Origin of the sequence: Pseudomonas sp. MH9.3 (assembly GCF_034354675.1) — a bacterium.
Taxonomy (GTDB): Bacteria; Pseudomonadota; Gammaproteobacteria; order Pseudomonadales; family Pseudomonadaceae; genus Aquipseudomonas.
Window position 1 is genome coordinate 476,295 of record NZ_CP133785.1, and the last position, 23,411, is coordinate 499,705.

The following is a 23,411-nucleotide window of genomic DNA, read 5'->3' on the forward strand; positions in this document are numbered from 1 at the left end:
TGCGGCGGCCCACGGATTCAAGCCTGCGTGCGGGCACACCGAGCCTGAGCGAGGTGCCGAGTGGTGGGGCAAGAGCCCTTTTGGTTACTTTTGGGGCTCTTTTCCAAAAGTGACCCGCCGTAAGGGCGGAACCCATATCAGCCGTTACCCAAATAACGCATATGTCCCCCATAAAACCCCAAAAAAAGGGCTCAACCCACATAAGCCCCCGGATTCACCAAATTCAAAGGCCGCTCCCCGCCCAACGCCGCCAGCAGATTATCAACCGCACACCTGGCCATTGCCTCCCGCGTTTCATGAGTCGCCGAACCAATATGCGGCGTCGCCACCACATTATTCAACCGCAGCAACGGCGAAGCATGCTCCAGCGGCTCACGCTCAAACACATCCAGCCCCGCCGCACGAATCGTGCGCTGTTGCAACGCATCCACCAGCGCCGCCTCGTCCACCACCTTGCCCCGCGAGATATTGATAAAGATCGTCTCCGGCCCCATCAGCGCAAACTCGCGTGCGCCGATCAGCTTTTCCGTCTGCGCTGTCAGCGGCAACGTGAGGCACACAAAGTCAGCCTGTTGCAGCAGGTCGTCCAGGCTGCGGTACTGCGCAGCAAAACGCGCGTCCACCGCAGGTTTTGGCGAATGACTGTGGTAGATCACCGGCATGCCAAAGCCGAAATGCCCGCGTTGGGCCAGGGCTTCGCCGATGCGCCCCATGCCGACGATGCCCAGGGTCTTGCCGTGCACGTCGCTGCCAAAATGCGCGGGGCCGATGTTTTTGTGCCATTGACCGGCGCGCACCATGTCGGCCAGTTCCACCACCCGGCGGGCGGTGGCGAGGATCAGCGCAAAACCGGTGTCGGCGGTGGTTTCGGTGAGTACGTCCGGGGTATTGCTGAGCAGGATGCGGCGTCGGGTGAGGTAGTCGATGTCGTAGTTATCGACGCCCACCGAGACGCTGGCCACGGCCTCGAGTTTGGGCGCCAGGTCGAGCAGTTCGGCGTCCAGGCGCAGGCTCGCGCCGAGCAGGCCGTGGGCGCCGGGCAGGGCGTCGCGCAGTTTGGCCAGGCCGGCTTCGTCAAGGGCATCGATCAGGGTCACGTCTGCGTGTTCGTGCAGGCGCGCCATCAGCGGCGCGGAGAGTTTTTTGTACAGCACGACGGATTTTTTCATGAGGTCTTTACCTTCAGCTCCAGAGTAGGTGAGGACGCGCGGTCGCTGGCGCCGGGCTTGAGGAAAATGGTCAGCACAACTGACAGCATCAACGCACCGCTCATCAACAGGTAGGAAGTGCCCGGCGAACCGGTGCTGCTGTTGAGGTAGCCCACCAGGTACGAGCCGCCGAACGAGCCGAGAGCGCCCATGCTGTTGATCAGTGCCATGGCGCCGCCGGCGACGTTGGCCGGGAGAATTTCCGGCACGATGGCAAAAAACGGCCCATAGGGCGCATACATACAGGCCCCGGCAATCACCAGCAGGGTGTAGGACCACCAGAAGTGTTCGGCGCCCAGCGCGTAGGAGGCATAGAAGGCGATGGAGGCAATCAGCAGCGGCGGCCACACGAAGCGTTTGCGCTTTTGCAGTTTGTCCGAGCCCCACGACACCACGAGCATGGCGATCACCGCCGCCAGGTATGGCAGCGCTGACAGCCAGCCGGCCTCGACCATGTCCATTTGCAGGCCTTTCTTGAGGATCGACGGCAACCACAACACAAAGCCGTACACGCCGATGCTCCAGCAGAAAAACTGCAGCGCGAGAATGATCACCTTGGGCGAGCGAAACGCTTCGGCGTAGTTTTTTACGGCCTTGATGCCCACCTGTTCGGCGGCGAGGGCGCTTTCCAGGCTGTGTTTTTCGCTGTCGCTGAGCCATTTGGCGTCCTTGGGGCGCTCGTCGGCGAGTTTCCACCAGATAAACGCCCACAGCACCGCCGGCAGGCCTTCGATGATGAACATCCAGCGCCAGCTGAAATGCTGCACCAGGTAGCCGGATACCACCGACATCCACAGCATGGTCACCGGGTTGCCGAGGATCAGGAAAGTGTTGGCCCGCGAACGTTCGGCACGGGTGAACCAATGGCACAGGTACACCAGCATCGCCGGCATCACTGCGGCTTCGACCACGCCGAGCATGAAGCGAATCACGATCAGCATGTAGGCGTTGGACACCACGCCGGTGAGGGTGGCGAGGCCGCCCCAGAGGATCAGGCTGACGAAAATCAGTTTTTTGACGCTGCGTTTCTGCGCGTAGATCGCCCCCGGCACCTGGAAGAAGAAATAGCCAAGGAAAAACAGCGCACCGAGCAGTGATGACATGCCCGGCGTGATCATCAGGTCTTCGGCCATACCGGAGGCGGCGGCGAAGCCGTAGTTGGCGCGGTCCAGGTAGGCCAGGCTGTAGGTGATGAACACGATGGGCATGATGTACCACCAGCGGCGGGTGGCGAGTTTCACGGTTTCCATAAGGTTGCTCCTGAGCTTGTTGTAGTTGTGGCAACAGGGAATGGGTTATGCGACGGATCGGGTGGTCAATTCAGCACGGGTCGGCAGGCCCTCCATGTCGCCGCGACTTTGCACGGCGCGGCTGCCGATCCAGTTGCCGCGCTGCACCGCTTCGGGGAAGCTCATGTTTTCCAGCAGGGCGCTGATCATGCCGACCGCGAAGCCGTCGCCGGCACCGACGGTGTCGACCACTTTGTCCACCGGCACGGCGGCGATAAATCCCTGGTCCATCTGGGTGCGGAAATAGGCGCCGTCCGCGCCGAGCTTGATGGCCACGGCTTCGGCGCCCTGGTCCAGGTAGAACGCGGCGATATCGGCCGGGTCATCCAGCCCGGTGAGCAGGCGCCCTTCGTTCAGGCCCGGCAGTACCCAGTGGGCGAGGGCGGCGAGGGCGTTGATTTCGCGGATCATCTGTTGCTGACTGGCCCACAATGCCGGGCGCAGGTTGGGGTCGAACGACACACTGCGTCCGGCCTTGCGCATCTGCGTCATCAACTCGAAGGACAGCGCGCGCGTAGCGTCGGACAACGCCGGCACAATCCCGGTGGCATGCAGATGCCGCGCCTGCAGCAGCGCCGGGTTCAGCGAGTCGACGGACAAATGGCTGGCCGCCGAGCCCTTGCGGAAATACTCCACCTGAGGATCGTTGCCCGTCTCTTCGCGGGACTTGAACTGAAAGCCCGTAGGGTGAAGCGGGTCGACCGCCACATGCCGACAGTCCAGCCCTTCGTTTTGCAAGGTGTCGACCACAAAGCGGCCGAGGGAGTCGTTGCCCACCCGGCTCAGCCAGGCGACCTTGAAACCCAGGCGCGACAAACCGATGGCGACGTTGCTGTCGGCCCCGGCAATGCGTTTGTGAAATTGCATGACCTGGGCCAGATCACCGGTTTGCTCGGCGACCAGCATCGCCATGGTTTCGCCGAACGAAAGGATATCGATCTCAGGCATGGGCACTCTCCGCGCGAGGTTGGCCAAGGCAGGCGAGGGCGGCGACCTGGCGGGCAGTGACCTCGACCAGATCATCGCCCTGCAACGGAAACTCCACCGCCCGGGTAATACCTTGGTTCATGTGTTTGAGTAATTGTTCCCACAGGTGCAGGTCGGTGGCACTGGGCGGCAGTGCGACCAGCTTGCCGTCCGCACGCCGGGCCACGGCCTTGCAATGCAGGTAATCGACGTGCCTGCCCAGCAGGCGCGCGGCCGTGAGGGACGACTGGTCCTGCCAGTGCCAGTTGCCGATATCGAAGGTCATCTTCATTGGCAGGCCAAGGCGCTCGACCTCGCTGAAAAATCGCTGCATCGGTTCGATCCGCCCGCCATGCAGGGTCTGGTCGTTTTCCACCAGCAACTGCACCGCGTGCCGGTTGAGTAGGGCGTGCAGGCTTTGCAGATCGTTGGTGTCGGTGAAGTAGCCGAGGGAGACTTTCAGCCAGCGCGCGCCAAAGGCCTGGGCACGGTCCAGGGTGGCGGCGAGTTCCGCATTCGGCTGGGCGCGGCCGGCCACCCACAGCTCCAGCGGTGAAGAAAATACCGCTTCGAGGCCATGACTGGCAGCGGCCTGGGCCAGCTGGGCGGGTTGCTCGGTGGTCAGCAATTCTTCGCGCCACTCGATGCGTTGCGCGCCGGCAGACGCCAGCAGTTGGACGAAACTCAATTGGCCCTGCTGGCGAACCAGATCGGCGCCGTAGCTGGAAAGGCTGATGGAAACGGGGTAGTTATGCATTGTTGTGTACCTCTGAAACCGGTTTCATTTTTATACGCAAAACAAATGTGGGAGCTGGCTTGCCTGCGGTAGCGGTGGGTCAATCGACTACTGCGTCGTCTGATAAACCGTCATCGCAGGCAAGACAGCTCCCACAGGTAATTGGGTGGAGCCTCGGATAATCAGTTGCGGCAAAAAATCCAGCGTGCGCGTCGGCGCTTCATCACCGCGCAGGCGTTTGAGCAGGCAATCGAAGGCGCTGGCGCCAATCGCTTCGGTCGGCTGGGCGAGGGCAGTAATGCCGTTGCCCACCAGCGGATACCAGTCCAGGTCATCCAGAGCGATCAGGCCGACTTCCTCAAACAACGTGCAACCCAGGGCCTTGAGCGCGCGCGTACAGGCCAGCGCGGCAATGCCGTTGGCGCAGAACAGCGCCTTGGGGCCAGGGTTGGCAAGAAAGGTGTGCAAGTGCTTTTCCAGCGCACTATCCAGCTCCAATACCGCGCCGGTCAAACCAGGGCGGGCGGCGATTTCGGCCTTGAAACTGGTCTGGCGTTCCAAGCGGGAACTGGTGCCGTCGGCGGCTTCGCTCACCAGCAACACATTGAGATAACCCTGCTGTTGCAGATGCTCGACGGCGATGCGCACGGCTGCGGCGTTATCCAGCCCTACCAGGTCGCTGTGCAGCGGCTCAACCTTGCGGTCCACCAGCACCAACGGCATTTCCTGTTGCAGTTCCAGCAATTGATCAAGGTGATGGCCGAGGGTATTCACGATCAACCCTTCGATGTTGTACGAGCGCAGCGCGGCGAGGTGCTGACGCTCCTGCTCGTCGCAACGGTCGGTGTTGCACACCACCAGGCTGTAGCCATGCTGGCGGCAGGCAGTCTCGACGCCATGCATCACGGCAATCGAATAGGGGTTGCGGATATCGGCCACCAGCATGCCGATCAGGCGCGTGCGGCCACGCTTCAATCCACGTGCCATCTGGTTGGGGCGGTAGCCGAGTTCGCTGATGGCCTGTTCGATGCGCAGGGCAATGGCATCGGAGAGCAGGGCGCGGTCGTCGCCGATAAAGCGTGACACGCTGGCTTTGGAGACGCCTGCGCGCTGGGCCACGTCAAGCATGGTCACGCGGCTGCGCTGGGCGGAGGAAAAGGAAGTCACGATAGCGGCCTTTCTTATTGGAGTGTGCGGTTACCGCGTGGGCATGCGAACGATGAAACCGGTTTCATAAAATGCCAGGCTGCCGGGTTCCGTCAAGAACTATTTGGAAATGCTCGCTGCGCCGAGCTGGAAAAAACCGACGAATGGATGGGGCCACCTGTTAGTTATGACAGTATCCGGGTACGGGCTTTCAGCGTTTAATTTTTCCTACAGCAGCCAGGAAGTGCTCTTCCCCTGACATGCGGTGGCGAAACTAATCCCGAGGCCTGGAACATGACCATTATCGTAAAGCCCTATTCGCGTCGTTCCGGGCTGACCGCGAGGATCGCCGTCACCTCAACTGGCCTGGACCCGCTAACGGTACCGGGCGTCAATACCGCAGACGGCAGAGGCGTGGTTGCGCAAAACTTGTTGCTGGCTCCGCTGAAGCTGCAAATCCCCGCCTGGCAACCCATCCCGGACGCGGTGGATGATCCCATGCATACCTGCGAGGTCTGGTGGGAGAGCGATGATGGCGTCAGGCTTCTCGACCGGTTTTACGTGGGCGCGCCACCGCCGGACATGCCCGCGTTTTACGAACGTGAAATCAGCCTGCTCAACCTGCGCAGCCGCACTCGGGTCGCTCACCTTTATTACAGCGTTCGCAACGGCAGCGGGCAGACGTTCAGCAATCCCAAAGTGACGATCACCATTGACCTGGAGCGCCCGACACTGTTGCGCCCAACCGACAGGCTGGAGTTTCAGGTGCCTCCCGTGCCGGTGCTTGATGAGCAATATGTGCTCGACCATCAACCCACGGTCTTCAAGCTTCCGGCTTATAACATCGAGGCGCCCGGGGATCGGGTCGAGATCTATTTATCCAATTCGAGCACCCCTCCGGTGGCGCAGGCAGACGGAGGCTCGCCAGTGAATTTCGGCACTGTCCCGCGCACGGCCACGCTGAATGCTGATGCTTTTCGAGATCTGAATAATGGCCAGGCTTATGCGTTCTTTCGAATTTTCGACGAGGCCGGCAATTTCAGCGAGATGAGTGCGGGCCTGCCTTTTGTGATGGGGATTGGCTTGCCGGCGCCAAGCATTCGTCCTCCTGCCTATGACGATCGGTTGATCAAGCGTGATGACGCGCGTGCGGGCGTGTTCGTTCGTATCGACTATCCCGGATGGTCGGCAGCCGCCGGGCATCAAGTGATCGTGTACTGGGATGATCGGCCGACGAACGCGCAAGGGGTGTCCCGGCTGCCTTTCGAGGTTGAAATTCCGTGGCCCGTTCTAAGAGGACCCAAACCTGCGTTGGCGGCAGAAACTGTGCAAGTGCGTTACGAGGTGATCGGCCTCAATCTTTCGCCGACACCGTCAGCGCCCCTCGCGGTCAATGTCAACCTGACGATTGCCGGGCAGGATCACGCCAATGCGCCCGCGTTGCTCAACCCGACGCTGGCGCCGGTGGAGGTGGTGGGGCGCACCGGCACCAATCTGCTGGTCAACGACGACAGGGGCTACCCCATTCGTGTGCGCGTGCGTCTGTTTGATACGCCGCGACCAGGGGACACACTGCAGCTGTTCTGGAATGGCGACGGTCCGGTGGCCACTTATTCGGTAAGGGCGGGCGATGTAGCCGGTAGCTGGGTGAATTTTTCCGATGTGCCGGCTGCCGTGCTCGATAGCACCACCGTGACCGCGCACGCGGTGCATTACATCACCAGCAACGGTGTTAACGAGCAACGTTCCCCGGTGACCACGGTGAATGTGAGGTTCGTACCGTTGCCTGCACCGGTGGTGCAACACACGTTAACCAATGGTTATTTGACCTGTCGCTCGCAAACCCAACCGGTGAATGGGGTGGCGTGGTCGATGTTGGCCAATGGGGTGCGCTGGTTTATCGCCGCGCACACCGGCCTGCGGGTGGGCGACACGATAAGGTTCAAGTGGCAAGGGTTTAACGAGAATAACTGGAGCACCCAGAATTCGAATGTTGTATTCGAGCGGTCATTGCGTTGGGAACCTGAATACGCTGCCGCAGGAACAACGATCGTCGTGGACGCCTACGACACGGCGTTGTACCCCTTGCGTAATTTCAAATCCGCTACCGGCAGTTATGAGGTATGGCGTGACGGAGTGAAAGTGGGCGCGTCCGCGCCCGGGTGGGTGCGAGTTGATTTGACTTACTCCACCGGTTGTTACTGCACGCCTCGCGGAGTTGTGTGCGGTTGAACGAAGTTGTTTTCGCCTTCCGTAATCAGGTGAGTTGTTGTGGTGTTGTTTGCAGGCTTTAAAAAATTCGTGGTTGATGAACCCATCAGGTTCATTCAATTAACGAGGCGTGTCCTGATGTTCAGTGGCTTACTGTCCGGAGCAAGATAATGGAATCTACAAACAGAGAAATCATTGACAACTTTGTACCCAAATTTCCTAACGATTACACGCCTCAGCGATTTGACATCGCAGCGCTTGAAGATCAGGTGCCTGGTTATACCGGCTTGCTTTCACGCACGGGCTCAAAGAAGCAACGGACTAACTACAATATTCCCCTGTGGATCGGTGCCAGTACCGACTCGCTCCAGCCCGATATCGTCACCGTAGAGATTGCTCCCTATCTTGATCTGAGCGGCCTGGACTCAACTGCTGAAGATGCCTATTTCGCTAGCAACAGCAGCAGATTTCAACTTTCTCTGAGCAATCAGCCTGACCCTGTGCCGTTGCCGATACCACAGTCCTATCGTGGCCCCGGCTTGTATTTGATCAGGTACAGGGTGTTCGTCGCGGACTCGGGAGTGGATAACTATTCGGTCGCGCAACTCCTGGCCGTTGATGAGACGTCTCCTTACGACGGCCCCCGCGTCAAGCCTCCCGCACCACAGCCGCCTGCGGGTATGACCGGACCGCTGGATCGCGCGTTTATCGCCAGCCAGCCAAACCAGACGGTAAACCTTCCGATTCCATACAGCGCGCTGGACGGGCTGTCTCCGGACGATACCGTTGAAATGTTTTTTGGCTCTTCGGACAGACCCTACGTGTTCACGCCTGCCCCAGGCACCGACACGAAATATCGCCTGGATCCGGCCTTGCCACCGTCTATCCCACTGCCGCTGTGGGTGGTTGAGGCTGAAAAGAAAGGGAATTACACAGTTCGCTACGTCATATCCGACGTTGCCGGCAATCCCTCTGAAATATCCTACAGCCTTGACCTTGAAGACTTGGTTGAGGCTCCCGCACCTTCAGACTTCCTGACACCGCAGGTCGAACTCGCCGCCCCGGGTGACGGTTTAATTAACATCAAAGACGTGGCTGATGCGAATGGTGTCAGGGTGCTGATTCCGGCCTACCTGAACGTTGTGCGTCCGACAGACCAACTGGTCGTCACGCTCTCCTCGTCGTTTGGGTCAATTCCCATAACCGTACCGGTGGGCAACACGCCCTTTGCGATTCCGGTTACATTCACGCCCGCCAACATGGATACGCTGTACGGGCCTCGAGCGGCGGGCAAGAGCCGGGTGCCGGTGACGGCATCCTACCAGGTAAGACGCGGGACCAGCATCTATCCGGCCGCGCCGTTAAGCACTCCATTCGATCTGGACCTGTCGGTGGTGGGGCCAGACCCCACGCCGCCAGGGGACGTCAACACCAACCTGCCGCCAGTCGTGGTTCAGGCGATACGTGCCGGTGGTACATTCGGGCCACCCGATCACCTGGAGGCGGCCGACGTGAATCTGCCTGCCAGAGCGCTGGTGCCATTGTGGACGGCGGCGGTGCTCCCCCAGGATTCGTTGCCTTTCACGGTGACGTTGAATTACGGTGGTCGGCTGTATCCGCAGACCGTCACGGCCATTCCTCCGGCTGGGGCCATCGAATTCCAGATTCCCTTCGCCGATATCAGGACGTTGGGCGGTCCTACCCAGCCGGCGTCTTACACCCTCACCTCGCTTGCCAGTGCAAACCCGCAGACGTCGCCCCCTACACTGGTCAGGGTAGACTCTGTGATTCTGCAAATGAGCGCACCGAGGGTGCTTAACAACACCGGAACGCTCAACTGCGATAGCCTGCGACCCATTAACAGTGGCAACCTCGTCGTGCATATTCCCGGTTCGGAATATTTGACGGCAGGGCAGTTCGTCAGTGTGACGTTCGCCGGCTATCAAAACAACACCAGTTCGGGGGTTGCGGTGGTTACTGAAGTTGGAAATTTCCCGGTGCCGGATGATGTGGCGGCCCGTAATGGTTTCGATGTGACGTTCCCTGCAAACTCTACGCGTCTGTTTAATCCAATCAACGCCAATAGGTCGTTGTTGACCACTGGTTCTGCAACGGTCACTACCAGCACGCTGTACCTTGGCTCGACAGTGTCCTCGCTTCCCGCAACTTATCGTGTTCGAGGGTTCAGGCCTGCCACCAGTAGCGCCAACTACTGTGCCGGGGGGGCAGTGCCCACGTAATTGAAGTTCAAGCGTAAATGCCAAAGAGGGTCGTCACCCTCTTTGGTGTTTTCCCCATTTATTATTATTTATTGTGCAACGGTACCGCTGCAATTGCGCCTACGTATCTGGCTGCGTATTCAACTGAATTGTTCGGAAATGTCCTACAGATTTCGGGCTTGCACTGATCAATCATGGCGCCGCTTGATTGGCTGGGTCTCAAATGGTTTAGAACCCGCCCTATCGTTTCGTGCAGGAACTAGAGGTTCACTATATGTCGGCAGTCTTTAACTTCAAACCCACCCCCCTGAGCGTTGCGTTGACGGCCCCAGCCATTGCGTTATTGCTTTTGGCAGCGCCCAATGCTCACGCGCGAACCATAGTTACACTCCCAAATACCTCGATATCGAGCACGACGCGTGTTGATGATTATTCGCTGAACCCAGCCTCAAGCTTGATTGCCCACGGCGCCATCACCAATCAGATTGTGATGAGCGGTGCAGGCCTGACGGCAGAGGCAGGTAGCAGGACGTTGGATATTGATGCAAGGCAGCAGTCGACTGTGGTCATCGATGGCTCACAAGTGACTGCCCGTTCCATGATAAACCAGGCCATTCTGGTTACCGGCAACAGCAGCCTGCTGGTGACCAATAACAGTACGGTTACAAACTCTACCGGTTGGGGTGTGTCCGTCACCCGGACGACAGGGGGAGTAGACGGTTCAAGGGCCACGGTGAAAGACAGCAGCGTCACCGGCTCGACCCGTGGTATTTCGTCTGCCGGCTACGGCGTGGTGAACCTGGATAATGCGCGTGTCGAAGCCACGGCCGCGACGGGTGTCGGTTTGGTGCTGCTCAACGCCGATGCTGCGGCGCGCAACAACAGCCGTATCATCGGCGGCGTCAATGGCGTCAACATGCGCACCGACGCCACACTGACCCGCACCAACTCGTTGATCCTCGATAATTCCGTGGTCCAGGGCAAGACCGGCGCGGCCATCCTGGTGAACCCGCCCGTTGGCAATGGCACCCATGCCGATATTCAAGTGCTTAACGGTTCGAACCTGCTCAGCGGCAATGGCGACCTGCTTCAGGTAGCCAATAACTCCACCGCGAACATGAACGTCGACAACAGCAGCCTGTTCGGTGATGTGCGCATTGGCGCGGGCAGTACGGGCACTGTGCAACTCAATAACAACGCGTCGCTGACCGGCCAGTTGTTCAACGTCAAGCAACTGGATGTCAACAGCAATGCCCAGTGGGTGCTGGTGGGTGACAGCCAGGTCAACGCGCTGAAAATGGGGGGCGGTAATGTAGTGTTTGGCGACCCCGCGCAATACGTCCAGTTGAACACCAACAGCCTGACCGGTAACGGCACCTTCAAGATGCACACCAACTTCAACACCGGCGATACCGACCTGTTGAATGTCAATGGCAACGCCGAAGGTAATCACCAACTGCTGGTGGGCGCCAGTGGCTCGGAATTGGCTACCGGCAACGCAATCAAGGTCGTGCACACCGAAAGTGGTGGTGCCAGGTTCGGCCTGGTAGGCGATACCGTCGACGTCGGTGCGTTCGAATACGGGCTCAAGCAGGAAGGCACCGACTGGTTCCTGGACACCGAGAAGCGGGGCACCAGTACCAGCGCCAAGGCCGTATTGGCGCTTGCCAACGCGGCACCGGTCGTACTGCGTGGCGAGGAGAGCATCCTGCGCACACGCATGGGTGAAGTCCGCTTCGGTGAAGGCAAAAGCCAGGGCCTGTGGATGCGCGGTTACGGTAACAAGATTGACGTAGCGGCCAACAGCAACGGCGTCGGCTACTCCCAGAATCAGGCAGGCCTGAGCCTGGGTGCAGACTGGGCGATGGATGAGCTGTGGACACTGGGTGTGATGGGTGGTTACAGCAACTCCAACCTGGGCCTGAGTCGCGGCAGCAGCGGTATGGTCAACAGCTACTACGCCGGTCTCTACGGTATTTTTCGTGATGACGAGAGCGGTGTGTATGTGGACCTGACGGCCAAGGTCAACCGACTGAACGGCCAGAGCCAGGTCAACATGAGTGACGGTCAGCGCGCCAAAGGCAAATACTCGCAGGACGCGGTAAGTGCTTCGGTTGAAGTCGGCAAGAACATCAAGCTCGATGACGACGGTTTGTATCTTGAACCCTTCGCGCAGTTGTCCGTCGCCGCTGTTGGCGGTTCCAACTACACCATGGACAACGGTCTGAAGGCGAAGAGCGATCGTGCCACGTCGGCCATCGGCAAGGTGGGCATGACCGCCGGTAAAAATATCCAGCTCGACAGCGGCGGCGTCCTGCAGCCGTACCTGCGTGCGGCGGTGGCACGTGATTTCAGCCCGGACAACAAGGTCTATATCAACGACCAGGCCTTTAAAAACAACCTGTCGGGCGGCAGTTACGAGGTCGCGGGCGGCATGGCGGTGTCGTTGTCGCCAAGCCTGAGCGTGCATGCTGAAGCCACGCACATGAAAGGCAAGGCCTACGATCAGCCGTGGGGCGCCACGGTAGGCGTGCAGTACGCTTTCTAAGGGACTCACGCATGCGAAAAGGGGAAGCTCAGGCTTCCCCTTTTTGCGTTTTAACCGAACAACCCTGCAGCAATATTGATCGAAAAACCCAGAATCGCCGTATTGAACAGAAAGCCGATCAGCGATTGCCCCAGCACCACCTTGCGCAGGCTGCGCGTGGCCACGCCCACATCCGAGGTCTGCACCGCCACGCCGATGGTGAACGAGAAATACAGAAAGTCCCAGTAATTGGGCGTACGCAACCCTTCGGCAAAGCGCAGCGCGGGCTCGTCGCCCTCCCAGGTGTAAAAGAGGCGGGCGTAATGCACGCTGAAGATCACCCCGATCAGTAGCCACGAACCGATCACCGTCATCCCGGTAAAACCGTAGTGCAGCAGGCGCGCGGTGCTGTCCAGGTCCTTGATGCCCACCAGATTCAGGGTGATGGTCGCCAGGCTGGCAATCGCGGCGATGCACACCACGAACAGCACCATCCCGGCGTTCTCGTCTTCGATCTCGGCGATGCGTTTTACGTCGTCGGCGCGCGAGCGGCTGGTCAGCCACAGCATCAGCAGCAGATAGGTCCAGACGCCGGCGTTCCAGCCGATCAGGATTTTGCCGATCAGCGTATCGGCCGGAGCCAGGATGCCGACGGCAACGCCGAGGACGGCGGCGCAGGAAAGGCGAGGGTGGGTGCGGGCAAGGAAGGCCATGGGTGCTCACAACAGGGTAGTTGAGAGCACCATAGCCTATTCGGTTGCACTTGATCATGAACTCGACAGCGAACACCGGGGTGTCGATCAGTCGGGCGTGTGCCGCTTGCGTACCAGCTTCATCACCACCACAAAAAACACCGGCACAAACACCACCGCCAGTGTCGCCGTGATCATCCCGCCGATCACCCCCGTGCCAATCGCCTGCTGGCTCGCCGAACTGGCGCCGGTGGCGATTGCCAGCGGCACCACGCCGAGGATGAACGCCAGCGAAGTCATGATGATCGGCCGCAACCTCAGCCGCGCGGCCTTGAGCGTCGCGCTGATCAGGTCTTCGCCCTGGTCATACAGGTCCTTGGCGAATTCGATGATCAGAATCGCGTTCTTCGCCGACAGGCCGATGATGGTGATCAGGCCAACCTTGAAGAACACATCGTTGGGCATGCCGCGCAAGGTCACCGCCAGCACTGCGCCGAGCACGCCCAGCGGCACCACCAGCAGCACCGATGTCGGAATCGACCAGCTTTCATACAAGGCTGCCAGGCACAGGAACACGATCAGCAGCGACAGGCCCAGCAGGATCGGGGCCTGGGAGCCGGACAAGCGCTCCTGCAGCGACAGGCCGGTCCATTCCTGGCCCAGGCCGGCGGGCAACTGGCTGACCAGGCGCTGGATTTCCGCCATCGCCTCGCCGGTGCTGTGCCCCGGTGCGGCTTCGCCGGTGATCGCGATAGCGGGGTAACCGTTGTAGCGGGTCAACTGCGCCGGGCCCTGGGTCCACCGGGCTTCGACAAACGCCGACAACGGCACCATCTTGCCGTCCTTGTTGCGCACGTTGATTTTCATCAAGTCCGCCACCTGGCTGCGCTGATCGCCTTCGGCCTGCACCACCACCCGCTGCATGCGGCCCTGGTTGGGGAAGTCGTTGACATAGGCCGAACCGATCGCCGAGGACAACACATTGCCCACATCGGCAAACGATACCCCCAGCGCATTGGCCTGCTTGCGGTCCACTTCGAGCTGCACCTGCGGTGCCTCGGCCAGGGCGCTTTCACGCACGTTGGCCAGGATCGGGCTTTTTGCCGCCGCATTGAGCAGGTCGGTCCGCGCCGCCATCAACGCTGCGTGGCCGACGCCGCCACGGTCCTGCAGACGAAACTCGAAACCGCTGGAGGTGCCCAGGCCGTCAACCGGCGGCGGCAGCACTGCGAAGGCAATCGCGTCCTTGAGGCCGCCAAAGGCCGCGTTGGCGCGGTTGGCAATCGATGCTGCGGAGGCATCGGCGCCGCGGTCCGACCAATCCTTGAGCGTGGTAAACGCCAACGCCGCGTTCTGGCCCGAGCCGGAGAAGCTGAAGCCCATGATCATGGTGGTATCGCCCACGCCGGTCTCGGTGGCGTTGTGTGCTTCGATCTGCTCGGCCACCTGCACCGTGCGGTTCTTGCTTGCGCCCGGCGGCAGTTGGATGTCGGTGATGGTGTAGCCCTGGTCCTCCACCGGCAGGAACGAGGAGGGCAGGCGCGTGAACATCCAGCCCAGGCCCACCAGCAACACCAGATAGATCAGCAGGTAACGCCCGCTGCGCTTGAGCGCATAGGTCACCCAGCCTTCGTAGCGGTCGGTGAGTTGTTCAAAACGTTTGTTGAACCAGCCGAAGAAACCGCCCTTGGCATGGTGCTCGCCCTTGGCGATCGGTTTGAGCAAGGTGGCGCAGAGGGCCGGGGTCAAGGTCAGCGCCAGGAACGCCGAGAACAGGATCGAGGTGGCCATCGACAGCGAGAACTGCTGGTAGATCACCCCCACCGAGCCTTTCATGAAGGCCATCGGCAGGAACACCGCCACCAGCACCAGGGTGATGCCGATGATGGCGCCGGTGATCTGGCCCATGGCTTTTTTCGTCGCGTCCTTGGGCGACAGGCCTTCGCTGACCATGATGCGCTCGACGTTCTCCACCACCACAATCGCATCGTCCACCAGGATGCCAATCGCCAGCACCATGCCGAACATGGTCAGCACGTTGATCGAGAAGCCCAGCACCAGCATGGTGGCGAAGGTGCCCATCAAGGCAATCGGTACCACCAGGGTGGGGATCAGCGTGTAGCGCACGTTCTGCAGGAACAGAAACATCACCGCAAACACCAGCGCCATGGCTTCGAGCAGGGTGTAGACCACTTTGGTGATCGAGACCTTGACGAACGGCGAGGTGTCGTACGGGATCTTGTATTCCACATTGGCCGGGAAATAGCGCGACAGCTCGTCCATCTTGGCGCGCACCAGGGTCGCGGTGTTCAACGAGTTGGCGCCCGGCGACAGTTGCACACTCACGGCGGTGGACGGCTTGCCGTTCAGGCGCGTGGAGAACTGGTATTCCTGGCTGCCGACTTCCACCCGCGCCACATCGCCGACACGTACGGTGGAACCGTCCGGGTTGGCCTTGAGCACGATGTCGGCGAATTCCTGCGGCGTCGACAGCTGGCCCTTGACCAGAATCGCTGCGGTGATTTCCTGGGTGTTGGTGCCCGGCAGGTCGCCGATGCTGCCGGGGGCAACCTGGGCGTTCTGCGCGGCAATCGCGGCGTTCACGTCGGCCGGCGTGAGGTTGAAGCCGATCAGTTTCTGCGGGTCGATCCAGATGCGCATCGCCCGTTCCGAACCATACAGCTGCGCCTTGCCCACGCCGTCCAGGCGCTTGAGCTCGTTCATCACGTTGCGCGCCAGGTAATCGCTGAGCGCGGTGTCATCGAGCTTGCCGTCATTGGAGGTCAGGGTCACCAGCAGCAGGAAGCCGGCGGAGACTTTCTGCACCTGCAGGCCTTGCTGGGTAACGGCCTGGGGCAGGCGCGGCTCTACCGCTTTGAGGCGGTTTTGCACATCCACCTGGGCCATCTCAGGGTTGGTGCCCGGCTGAAAGGTGGCGGTAATGGTGGCCGAGCCCAGGCTGCTCTGGGATTCGAAATACAGCAGGTGGTCGGTGCCGTTGAGCTCCTGCTCGATCAGGCTGACCACGCTCTGGTCCAGGGTCTGGGCCGAGGCGCCCGGGTACACCGCGTAGATTTCGACTTTCGGCGGCGCGACGTCAGGGTACTGCGCCACCGGCAACTGCGGGATGGCCAGCGCACCGGCCAGCAGGATAAACAGGGCCACCACCCAGGCGAACACCGGGCGGTCGATAAAGAACTGCGGCATGGCGGGTTATTCCTTCACGAGCGGGCTGGCGTCGACTTCAACGGTGTCACCGGGACGCGCGTGTTGCAGGCCTTCGACGACGATACGATCGCCCGGCTTGAGGCCGCTGCTGACGATCCAGCGATCACCGATTACCGAGCCCAGCTCCACCGGCTGCTGGCTGACTTTCTGCTCGGCGTCCAGCAGCAGCACCATCGGGATACCGGCGCTGTCGCGGGTGATGGCGCGTTGCGGCACGCTGATGCCTTGCCGGTCGACGGCCTGCTCCAGGCGCACGCGCACAAAGCTGCCGGGCAGCAGGTCGAGGTCCGGGTTGGGGAACTCGCTGCGCAGGATGATTTGCCCGGTGCCGGGGTCGACGCTGATCTCGGCGAACAGCAATTTGCCCGGCAGCGGGTACAGGCTGCCGTCGTCCAGAATCAAGGTGGCCCTGGCCTGGTCCTGGCCGACCTGCTTGAGGCTGCCGGCGCGGAAGGCGCGGCGCAGGTCGTTGAGCTCGCGGGTGGACTGGGTGAGGTCGGCGTGAATCGGGTCCAGTTGCTGGATGGTCGCCAGCGGCGTGGCTTCGTTCTGGCCGACCAGCGCACCTTCGGTGACCAGCGCACGGCCGATGCGTCCGGAAATCGGTGCGGTGACGGTGGCATAGCCCAGGTTCAGGCGGGCGCGGTCGACGGCGGCTTTCTGCGCGGCAACCTCGGCGCTGGTCTGGCGCACGGCGGCGCGGGCATTGTCGTAGTCCTGGCCGCTGATCGCGTTGCCTTCCACCAGTTGGCTATAGCGCTGCGCTTGCAAGCGCGCCTGGAAGGCGTTGGCCTCAGCCTTGCTCAGGTTGGCCTGGGCGCTGTCGAGGTCGGCCTTGAACGGTGCCGGGTCGATGCGAAACAGCACATCGCCCTGTTTCACGTCATGGCCTTCCTTGAACACACGCTGCAGCACCACACCGGCCACCCGGGCGCGCACCTCGGCAATGCGCGGCGCGGCGATGCGCCCGCTCAGTTCGTTGGTGATGGACAGTGGCTTGGCCTGCAGGGTTTCGATGCGCACTTTGGCCAGGGGCATTTGCGGCGCCTTGGCCGTGGACTTTTCACAGGCGCTCAGCGCCAGTGTGAGTGCCAACAGGCAGAATGGCGCAAACAGATTCTTCGACATGCTCTTATCCCAATATTGACTGGCGCATCCTAAGGTCACCGGCGCCGTGGTGCTGTAAAGCTGTGTAGGTGGTGTGTGAAGAAATGTAAGGTGCAGCCCACTGTGGGCCGAGGGCGTATATCCTTGCACAATCCTGCAAAGCCGTACTATTTGGAAACATCTTGATGCCGAACATTCTGCTGGTGGAAGACGACGCCGCGCTCTCCGAGCTGATTGCCAGCTATCTGGAACGCAACGGCTATCAAGTCAGTGTGCTCAGCCGTGGCGATCAGGTGCGTGAACGGGCGCGCCTGAACCCGCCGGACCTGGTGATTCTCGACCTGATGCTGCCCGGCCTCGACGGCCTGCAGGTATGCCGCCTGCTGCGCGCCGACTCTGCGGGCCTGCCGATCCTGATGCTCACCGCCCGCGACGACAGCCACGACCAGGTGCTGGGCCTGGAGATGGGCGCCGACGACTACGTGACCAAACCCTGCGAGCCGCGCGTGTTGCTGGCGCGGGTGCGCACCCTGTTACGGCGCAGCAGTTTATCCGAACCGCAGGCGGCCAACGACCAGATCATCATGGGCAACCTGTGCATCGACCTGTCGGAGCGCACCGTCACCTGGCGCGAGCAGCCGGTGGAGTTGTCCAGCGGTGAATACAACCTGCTGGTGGTGCTGGCGCGCCATGCCGGCGAAGTGCTCAGCCGCGACCAGATCCTGCAGCGCCTGCGCGGCATCGAATTCAACGGCACCGACCGTTCGGTGGACGTGGCCATCTCCAAGCTGCGCCGCAAGTTCGACGATCATGCCGGCGAAGCCCGCAAGATCAAGACCGTGTGGGGCAAGGGCTACCTGTTCAGCCGCTCCGAGTGGGAATGCTGAGCCATGTTTCGTGTCCTGCTGCGCCTCTACCTCATCACCATCGTCACCTACAGTGCGGCGATCTATCTGATTCCCAAACTGACGGTGCAGTTGTTCGAGCATCGCTACCTGGATTACAACATCGAGCAGTCGCGCGGCCAGCAAAAGCTGATCGTCAAACAGTACCTGCGTGCACCGGTGGAGCGCTGGTCGCAGGTGACCGAACAATTGGACCGCGACTTTGCCCCGCAGAAAGTGCATCTATTGCTGCGTAAGGACGCCAGCTTCACGCCGGCCGAAGAGAAGCTGCTGGAGCAGGGCAAACCGGTGGTCCGCCTGGGCGAATGGGGCTGGATGGGGGAAATCAGTTCACCGATCAACGATCAGTTCGTGGTCAAGCTGACCATCCCCGACGACCCGCTGGACATCAACCTGCTGTACTGGTCGATGAATGTGCTGGTGGGCGGTGCGCTGCTGGCCTGCCTGCTGGTGTGGCTGCGTCCGCACTGGCGTGACCTGGAGCGCCTGAAAAACACCGCTGCGCAGTTGGGCATGGGCAACCTGTCTGAACGCACGCACATCCCGCCCAGTTCCAACATCGGCGGTCTGGCTGCGGTGTTCGACACCATGGCCGGTGACATCGAACGGCTGCTCAACCAGCAGCGCGACTTGCTCAACGCCGTCTCCCACGAGTTGCGCACGCCCTTGACCCGGCTGGATTTCGGCCTGGCGCTGGCATTGTCCGAAGACATGCCCCAGGCCGGGCGCGAGCGCCTGCAGGGGCTGGTCGCGCATATTCGTGAGCTGGACGAGTTGGTGCTGGAACTGCTGTCCTACAGCCGCCTGCAGAATCCGGCGCAATTGCCGGAGCGCGTGGAGGTGATGCTCGACGAGTTTATCGACAGCGTGCTGGGCAGCATCGACGATGAGCTGGCAAACCCCGCGATTGTGATCGACGTATCGCTCGACTGCGCAGTGGAGCGCTTCAGCCTCGACCCGCGCCTCACCGCGCGGGCCCTGCAGAACCTGCTGCGCAACGCCACGCGTTACTGCGACGCGCGTATCCAGGTGAGCGTCAGGGTGGACGCCGAGGGCTGTGAAATCTGCGTGGATGACGACGGCATCGGCATTCCCCGAGACCAGCGTGAACGCATCTTCGAGCCGTTCTACCGCCTGGACCGCAGCCGCGACCGTGCCACCGGCGGCTTTGGCCTGGGCCTGGCGATCAGCCGGCGCGCCCTGGAAGCCCAGGGCGGCAGCCTGATCGCCGAGGCGTCACCGTTGGGCGGCGCGCGTTTTCGCGTGTGGTTGCCCACTGTCGGTTGATCACAGCACCTTGACCGCGCGGCCGATGGCCTGGATTGGCCCGGTCGGTTTGCCGGTGGGCGAGCCGCGCGGATCTTCCAGGGTCAGTTCGAACAACTGGTTTGGCGCAAGCGGCGGCAACCGGTCCAGCGGCACCGACAGCGTTTGCCCGGGCTTGACCAGCCCCAGGGACACCGGGCCCTGCCAGCCGTCGCCCTTGGTCCAGAACTGCAATGCCTTGTCGGCGGGCACTTGCATCACCCCCAAAGGAATCAACTGGATCTGCTGATTGCTGCTTGCCTGGATCACCCAGCCGGGCGCCTGGCTTTGCGGCGCCACCAGCACCACCACAAAACTCGGCTCGGCGAGGGGCGCACGGACCAGCAACAGCGTTGCCAGCACCATGCTCGCCGCCAATCCTGCAGCGGCAAGGCCACGCCAAACGGCCAGCAGGTTCCACCACGGCACGCGCGGGGCGGGCACGGCGAGCGTCTGCTGAATGCGTCGCCACAGGTGCTGCGATGGCACCACCGGCGCCGCCAGCGTCGTCAGCGGCAACAGGCGTTGCTCCCAGGCATCCACCGCCGCGCGCAGGTCGGCGTCATGCCCGAGTCGTTGTTCGACCTCGGCGCGCTGCGTTAGAGGCAGAGTGCCCAAGACGTATTCGCCAGCCAGTTCTTCAGTGTTCATGTCATGCACTCCCGCAAGGCGGCGAGGCTGCGTTTGATCCACGCTTTGACGGTGCCCAGCGGGGTGCCGAGTGCCTGCGCGATTTCGCTGTGGGAATAGCCGTCGACATAGGCATGCAGGATGCAACGGCGACGGGCCGGGTCGAGCCGTTCCAGGCAGGTGTGGATCTGCCCGGAACGTGCGGGGAACTCAAAGGTTTCAGCCGGTTCTGCCAGTGGCTCGTGCTCTTCGCTCAGTGGTACGTCGCGGGCGGTCCTGCGCACCACGTTCAGCGCCTGGTGGCGGGTCACGCTGTACACCCAGCCGCGTGCCGAACCTCTGCCGGGGTCAAAACCTGCAGCGCCGTGCCAGATCCTGATAAACGCGTCATGCACGGTATCTTCAGCCAGCGCCTTGTCGCGCACGATGCGCAACGCCACGCCGAGCAAGCGGCTGCTTTCCTGCTCATACAAGCGGCGCAAGGCCTGTTGATCGCCACGGGCACAAGCCAGCAGGCAGGCGTCGTAATCAAACAAATGATGTCCCCAGCACAAACCTTCTGCAGGCGCGACCAACCTCGCTCCTGCAGAAAGAAACGGTGATATTCCTCCGGCAGCGTAGCTGAATTTACTCAGCTGGCTGACCAGAAGAGATAGTCCGCCTGGTATTTCACCACTTCCTGCTGGCCTTTATTGGCAGCGGTGCACGTGCTGCTCGGCGCAACGCCACCTTTGAGCGCCACCCGCTGGATGTAACTGACGCCGCTCATGACGCCCTTGCCCTCGGCCGGGTTGGCCTTGACCAGTTGATACGGCAGGTTGCCGGGGCTCGACGGCGCCACGGCCAACTGCGTGCCGGTGATTTTCGAGCCATCCTTGGCCTGCCAGGTCGCAGGCGGGCCGAAATAGGTGCCGACCGGTTTGCCGTTGCGGTCATTCAGCACGGCCTTGGGGCCGACGAAGGTCCATTCGGTTTCACCGGCAGCGCTGGCCTTGTCGCGGCATTCGTAGGTGATTTCGCCGACGCCGGTGGTCTCCATCGACACTGTGTGGCCAGCCGGCACCTTGATGCTGTCGGGCAGGTTGGTCTGGGCGAATGCCGCAGGGCTTGAGGCCAACAAACCGGTCAGGCAGAGCAGGGCTTTTGCGTTCATGGTGTTTCTCCATTGAGTAGAACAGCAGGGTTGCTGCAGGTACTACCCAGGCGCGCGGCGATTGGATGCACGCATTAGAAAATAAAAGCGAGGAGGCGCACACTGTGGCCCCGCTTTACCCGAAGAGAGATTGGCCATGACTGGTGTTCACACGTCCGCTCAACAAGGTTTCTCGACTCAGGCCGCGACCTACGCACAGGGCCGGCCGAACTATCCACGCCAGCTCACCGGCTGGCTCGCCGATACCTTGCGCATCAATGCGCAGTCGACAGTGATCGACCTGGGCGCAGGCACGGGCAAGTTCACCCGCCTGGTCAGCACCCTGGCACCTGCGTTGATCGCGGTGGAGCCGGTGGCGCAGATGGGCGCGCAGTTAGCCAGGCTGCTGCCGGATGTGCGGCTGGTCAACGGCACCGCCGAAAGCATCCCGCTGGCCACGGCAAGTGCCGATGCGGTGGTCTGCGCCCAGGCCTTTCACTGGTTCTCCACCCAGGCTGCGCTGGCGGAGATTCACCGCGTGCTCAAACCCGACGGATGCCTGGGGCTGGTGTGGAATGTGCGCGATGAATCGGTGGATTGGGTGGCGGCGATCACCGAAATCATCACGCCGTATGAGGGCGATACACCGCGCTTTCACAGCGGGCATTGGCGCGAGGCCTTCACCGGTGAGTATTTTTCCTCACTCGACATGACGTGTTTTCCCTACCGTCATGTCGGCAGCCCCCAGGAGGTGATCATCGATCGCTTCCTGTCCGTGAGTTTCATCGCTGCGTTGCCTGCACCGGACAAAGCCAGGGTCAGCGCACAATTGCGCACGCTGATCGACACCCATCCAGCCCTGAAAGGTCGCGATACGGTGGCCTTTCCTTACCGGACCGAGGCGTACGCGTGTCGCCGACTGGCGCAAAAGGCATAAAGTCAGATCACATTGATATAAGTGGTTATAAGAAAAATCGCTATCCTGCCGCCAGAAATTTATAAGGCCGCAGGTAGCGTTAATGGATGTGGGAAATATTGGTTTTGTGGTTGCCGGCCTGATCGTGGGGTTTATCGTGGGCATGACCGGCGTCGGCGGGGGCTCGCTGATGACGCCGATCCTGTTGTGGTTTGGCATCAACCCGGCCACCGCCGTGGGCACCGACCTGTTATACGCGGCCATCACCAAGTCCGGTGGCGTGCTGGTGCACAGCCGGAACAAAAACATCGACTGGACCATCACCGGCTGGCTCACCCTGGGCAGCGTGCCGGCGGTGTTGCTGACCCTGTGGTTCCTCGCCAGCCTGCACACCGACCCCACTGCGATGAACGCGGTGATCAAGCAGGCCCTGGGCGTGGTGCTGCTGCTCACGGCCCTGGCGATCCTGTTCAAGCAACGCCTGTTGGCCTTCGCCCAGCGCCATGCCGGCGATGATTACCACATGAGCCCGCGCAACCTGAACGGGCTGACGGTGGTCACCGGCGCGATTCTCGGCACCATGGTCGCGCTCACGTCCATTGGCGCAGGCGCCCTCGGCACGGTGGCGCTGTTTATTCTTTATCCGTTCCTCGCCACGCGCCGTCTGGTCGGCACCGAAATCGCCCATGCCGTGCCCCTGACGCTGGTCGCAGGTCTTGGCCATGCGAGCATGGGCAACATGGACTGGCACCTGCTGGGCTTTTTGCTGATGGGCTCGCTGCCGGGCATTTACCTGGGCAGCCACATGACCGGCAGGATCCCGGACAGCGTATTGCGCCCGTGCCTGGCGATCATGTTGATGGCCGTCGGCTACAAACTCGCGTTCTAACCGGCACACCCTTCAAGTGTGGGAGTGAGTAGGCCCAGGCAACCACACTCCAATGGCAAGCGGGCTTGCCCTAATGCCGTTCAGTTAAGCGCAGATTCCCTGTGGCGAGCAGGCTTGTCCTGCGTTGGGCTGCGCAGCAGCCCCAAAGCCAGGCGCTGAGCCGTATCAGGTACACCGCGTTTTGCTTGATTGGGGGCGCTTCGCACCCCAACGCGGGGCAAGCCCCAATGCCGTTCAGTTAAGCGCAGATTCCCTGTGGCGAGCAGGCTTGTCCTGCGTTGGGCTGCGCAGCAGCCCCAAAGCCA

General features: G+C 61.5%; 18 protein-coding genes. 7 read left to right on the forward strand and 11 right to left on the reverse strand.

Annotated features, from left to right (window positions below; all coding sequences use genetic code 11):
- Positions 1-191: 191 nt before the first annotated feature.
- The 5 genes from RHM60_RS01930 to RHM60_RS01950 all read right to left on the reverse strand — a co-directional run bounded on the left by RHM60_RS01930 (position 192) and on the right by RHM60_RS01950 (position 5,366).
- Positions 192-1,169, reverse strand: coding sequence for a 2-hydroxyacid dehydrogenase (locus RHM60_RS01930; RefSeq protein ID WP_209981440.1), 978 nt, complete (start codon positions 1,167-1,169; stop codon positions 192-194).
- A complete protein-coding gene (locus tag RHM60_RS01935) occupies positions 1,166-2,458 on the reverse strand; it encodes an MFS transporter (RefSeq protein ID WP_057010196.1) in 1,293 nt (430 codons plus the stop codon). The genes RHM60_RS01930 and RHM60_RS01935 overlap by 4 nt, the downstream gene beginning before the upstream one ends.
- A 45-nt stretch (positions 2,459-2,503) precedes the next feature.
- A complete protein-coding gene (locus RHM60_RS01940) occupies positions 2,504-3,445 on the reverse strand; it encodes a sugar kinase (RefSeq protein ID WP_322213418.1) in 942 nt (313 codons plus the stop codon).
- The gene (locus tag RHM60_RS01945) at positions 3,438-4,220 is read right to left on the reverse strand and encodes a sugar phosphate isomerase/epimerase family protein (protein WP_322213419.1); all 783 of its coding nucleotides are present in this window, start codon (positions 4,218-4,220) and stop codon (positions 3,438-3,440) included. The genes RHM60_RS01940 and RHM60_RS01945 overlap by 8 nt, the downstream gene beginning before the upstream one ends.
- An 87-nt stretch (positions 4,221-4,307) precedes the next feature.
- A complete protein-coding gene (locus RHM60_RS01950; RefSeq protein WP_322213420.1) occupies positions 4,308-5,366 on the reverse strand; it encodes a LacI family DNA-binding transcriptional regulator in 1,059 nt (352 codons plus the stop codon).
- Positions 5,367-5,639: 273 nt separating this feature from the next.
- On the opposite strand from RHM60_RS01950, the gene RHM60_RS01955 reads away from it, so the two are divergent.
- The 3 genes from RHM60_RS01955 to RHM60_RS01965 all read left to right on the forward strand — a co-directional run bounded on the left by RHM60_RS01955 (position 5,640) and on the right by RHM60_RS01965 (position 12,323).
- A complete protein-coding gene (locus RHM60_RS01955; RefSeq protein ID WP_322213421.1) occupies positions 5,640-7,577 on the forward strand; it encodes a hypothetical protein in 1,938 nt (645 codons plus the stop codon).
- Positions 7,578-7,726: 149 nt separating this feature from the next.
- Positions 7,727-9,796 (forward strand): hypothetical protein, encoded by a 2,070-nt coding sequence (locus RHM60_RS01960; RefSeq protein ID WP_322213422.1) that lies wholly within the window; start codon positions 7,727-7,729, stop codon positions 9,794-9,796.
- A 769-nt stretch (positions 9,797-10,565) separates the two neighbouring features.
- Complete coding sequence (locus RHM60_RS01965; protein ID WP_209990305.1) at positions 10,566-12,323, forward strand: autotransporter outer membrane beta-barrel domain-containing protein; 1,758 nt, start codon at positions 10,566-10,568, stop codon at positions 12,321-12,323.
- Between the two features lie 50 nt (positions 12,324-12,373).
- Here the strand turns inward: RHM60_RS01965 and RHM60_RS01970 are convergent, their stop codons facing one another.
- From RHM60_RS01970 to RHM60_RS01980, 3 genes are all read right to left on the reverse strand, one after another.
- Positions 12,374-13,015, reverse strand: coding sequence for a DUF1345 domain-containing protein (locus RHM60_RS01970; RefSeq protein ID WP_322213424.1), 642 nt, complete (start codon positions 13,013-13,015; stop codon positions 12,374-12,376).
- Positions 13,016-13,102: 87 nt separating this feature from the next.
- The gene (locus RHM60_RS01975) at positions 13,103-16,201 is read right to left on the reverse strand and encodes an efflux RND transporter permease subunit (protein WP_209981451.1); all 3,099 of its coding nucleotides are present in this window, start codon (positions 16,199-16,201) and stop codon (positions 13,103-13,105) included.
- A 6-nt stretch (positions 16,202-16,207) separates the two neighbouring features.
- Positions 16,208-17,350, reverse strand: coding sequence for an efflux RND transporter periplasmic adaptor subunit (locus tag RHM60_RS01980; protein ID WP_209981452.1), 1,143 nt, complete (start codon positions 17,348-17,350; stop codon positions 16,208-16,210).
- A 164-nt stretch (positions 17,351-17,514) separates the two neighbouring features.
- On the opposite strand from RHM60_RS01980, the gene RHM60_RS01985 reads away from it, so the two are divergent.
- Both RHM60_RS01985 and RHM60_RS01990 read left to right on the forward strand, forming a co-directional pair.
- Complete coding sequence (locus RHM60_RS01985; RefSeq protein ID WP_209981454.1) at positions 17,515-18,216, forward strand: response regulator transcription factor; 702 nt, start codon at positions 17,515-17,517, stop codon at positions 18,214-18,216.
- 3 nt (positions 18,217-18,219) lie between these two features.
- Entirely contained in the window at positions 18,220-19,521 is a 1,302-nt protein-coding gene (locus RHM60_RS01990) for an ATP-binding protein (RefSeq protein WP_231423697.1), read from the forward strand.
- Here the strand turns inward: RHM60_RS01990 and RHM60_RS01995 are convergent, their stop codons facing one another.
- From RHM60_RS01995 to RHM60_RS02005, 3 genes are all read right to left on the reverse strand, one after another.
- On the reverse strand, positions 19,522-20,190 hold the full coding sequence (locus RHM60_RS01995) for an anti-sigma factor domain-containing protein (protein WP_416195156.1): 669 nt from the start codon (positions 20,188-20,190) through the stop codon (positions 19,522-19,524).
- Entirely contained in the window at positions 20,187-20,705 is a 519-nt protein-coding gene (locus RHM60_RS02000) for a sigma-70 family RNA polymerase sigma factor (RefSeq protein WP_209981461.1), read from the reverse strand. Before RHM60_RS02000 ends, RHM60_RS01995 begins: the two co-directional genes overlap by 4 nt.
- Positions 20,706-20,800: 95 nt before the next feature.
- Entirely contained in the window at positions 20,801-21,322 is a 522-nt protein-coding gene (locus RHM60_RS02005) for a DUF3455 domain-containing protein (RefSeq protein WP_322213425.1), read from the reverse strand.
- 136 nt (positions 21,323-21,458) lie between these two features.
- Here RHM60_RS02005 and RHM60_RS02010 point away from each other — a divergent pair, with 136 nt between their 5' ends.
- Together RHM60_RS02010 and RHM60_RS02015 are read left to right on the forward strand one after the other, a co-directional pair.
- Positions 21,459-22,238 (forward strand): class I SAM-dependent methyltransferase, encoded by a 780-nt coding sequence (locus RHM60_RS02010; protein WP_209981465.1) that lies wholly within the window; start codon positions 21,459-21,461, stop codon positions 22,236-22,238.
- Between the two features lie 82 nt (positions 22,239-22,320).
- On the forward strand, positions 22,321-23,106 hold the full coding sequence (locus RHM60_RS02015; protein ID WP_322213426.1) for a sulfite exporter TauE/SafE family protein: 786 nt from the start codon (positions 22,321-22,323) through the stop codon (positions 23,104-23,106).
- The last annotated feature ends 305 nt before the right edge of the window (positions 23,107-23,411 follow it).

Coding starts and splice junctions, on each gene's coding strand:
- RHM60_RS01930 (WP_209981440.1), bottom strand. CDS start 1,169: ATGAAAAAATCCGTCGTGCTGTACAAAAAACTCTCCGCGCCGCTGATG.
- RHM60_RS01935 (WP_057010196.1), bottom strand. CDS start 2,458: ATGGAAACCGTGAAACTCGCCACCCGCCGCTGGTGGTACATCATGCCC.
- RHM60_RS01940 (WP_322213418.1), bottom strand. CDS start 3,445: ATGCCTGAGATCGATATCCTTTCGTTCGGCGAAACCATGGCGATGCTG.
- RHM60_RS01945 (WP_322213419.1), bottom strand. CDS start 4,220: ATGCATAACTACCCCGTTTCCATCAGCCTTTCCAGCTACGGCGCCGAT.
- RHM60_RS01955 (WP_322213421.1), top strand. CDS start 5,640: ATGACCATTATCGTAAAGCCCTATTCGCGTCGTTCCGGGCTGACCGCG.
- RHM60_RS01960 (WP_322213422.1), top strand. CDS start 7,727: ATGGAATCTACAAACAGAGAAATCATTGACAACTTTGTACCCAAATTT.
- RHM60_RS01970 (WP_322213424.1), bottom strand. CDS start 13,015: ATGGCCTTCCTTGCCCGCACCCACCCTCGCCTTTCCTGCGCCGCCGTC.
- RHM60_RS01975 (WP_209981451.1), bottom strand. CDS start 16,201: ATGCCGCAGTTCTTTATCGACCGCCCGGTGTTCGCCTGGGTGGTGGCC.
- RHM60_RS01980 (WP_209981452.1), bottom strand. CDS start 17,350: ATGTCGAAGAATCTGTTTGCGCCATTCTGCCTGTTGGCACTCACACTG.
- RHM60_RS01985 (WP_209981454.1), top strand. CDS start 17,515: ATGCCGAACATTCTGCTGGTGGAAGACGACGCCGCGCTCTCCGAGCTG.
- RHM60_RS01990 (WP_231423697.1), top strand. CDS start 18,220: ATGTTTCGTGTCCTGCTGCGCCTCTACCTCATCACCATCGTCACCTAC.
- RHM60_RS01995 (WP_416195156.1), bottom strand. CDS start 20,190: ATGAACACTGAAGAACTGGCTGGCGAATACGTCTTGGGCACTCTGCCT.
- RHM60_RS02005 (WP_322213425.1), bottom strand. CDS start 21,322: ATGAACGCAAAAGCCCTGCTCTGCCTGACCGGTTTGTTGGCCTCAAGC.
- RHM60_RS02010 (WP_209981465.1), top strand. CDS start 21,459: ATGACTGGTGTTCACACGTCCGCTCAACAAGGTTTCTCGACTCAGGCC.
- RHM60_RS02015 (WP_322213426.1), top strand. CDS start 22,321: ATGGATGTGGGAAATATTGGTTTTGTGGTTGCCGGCCTGATCGTGGGG.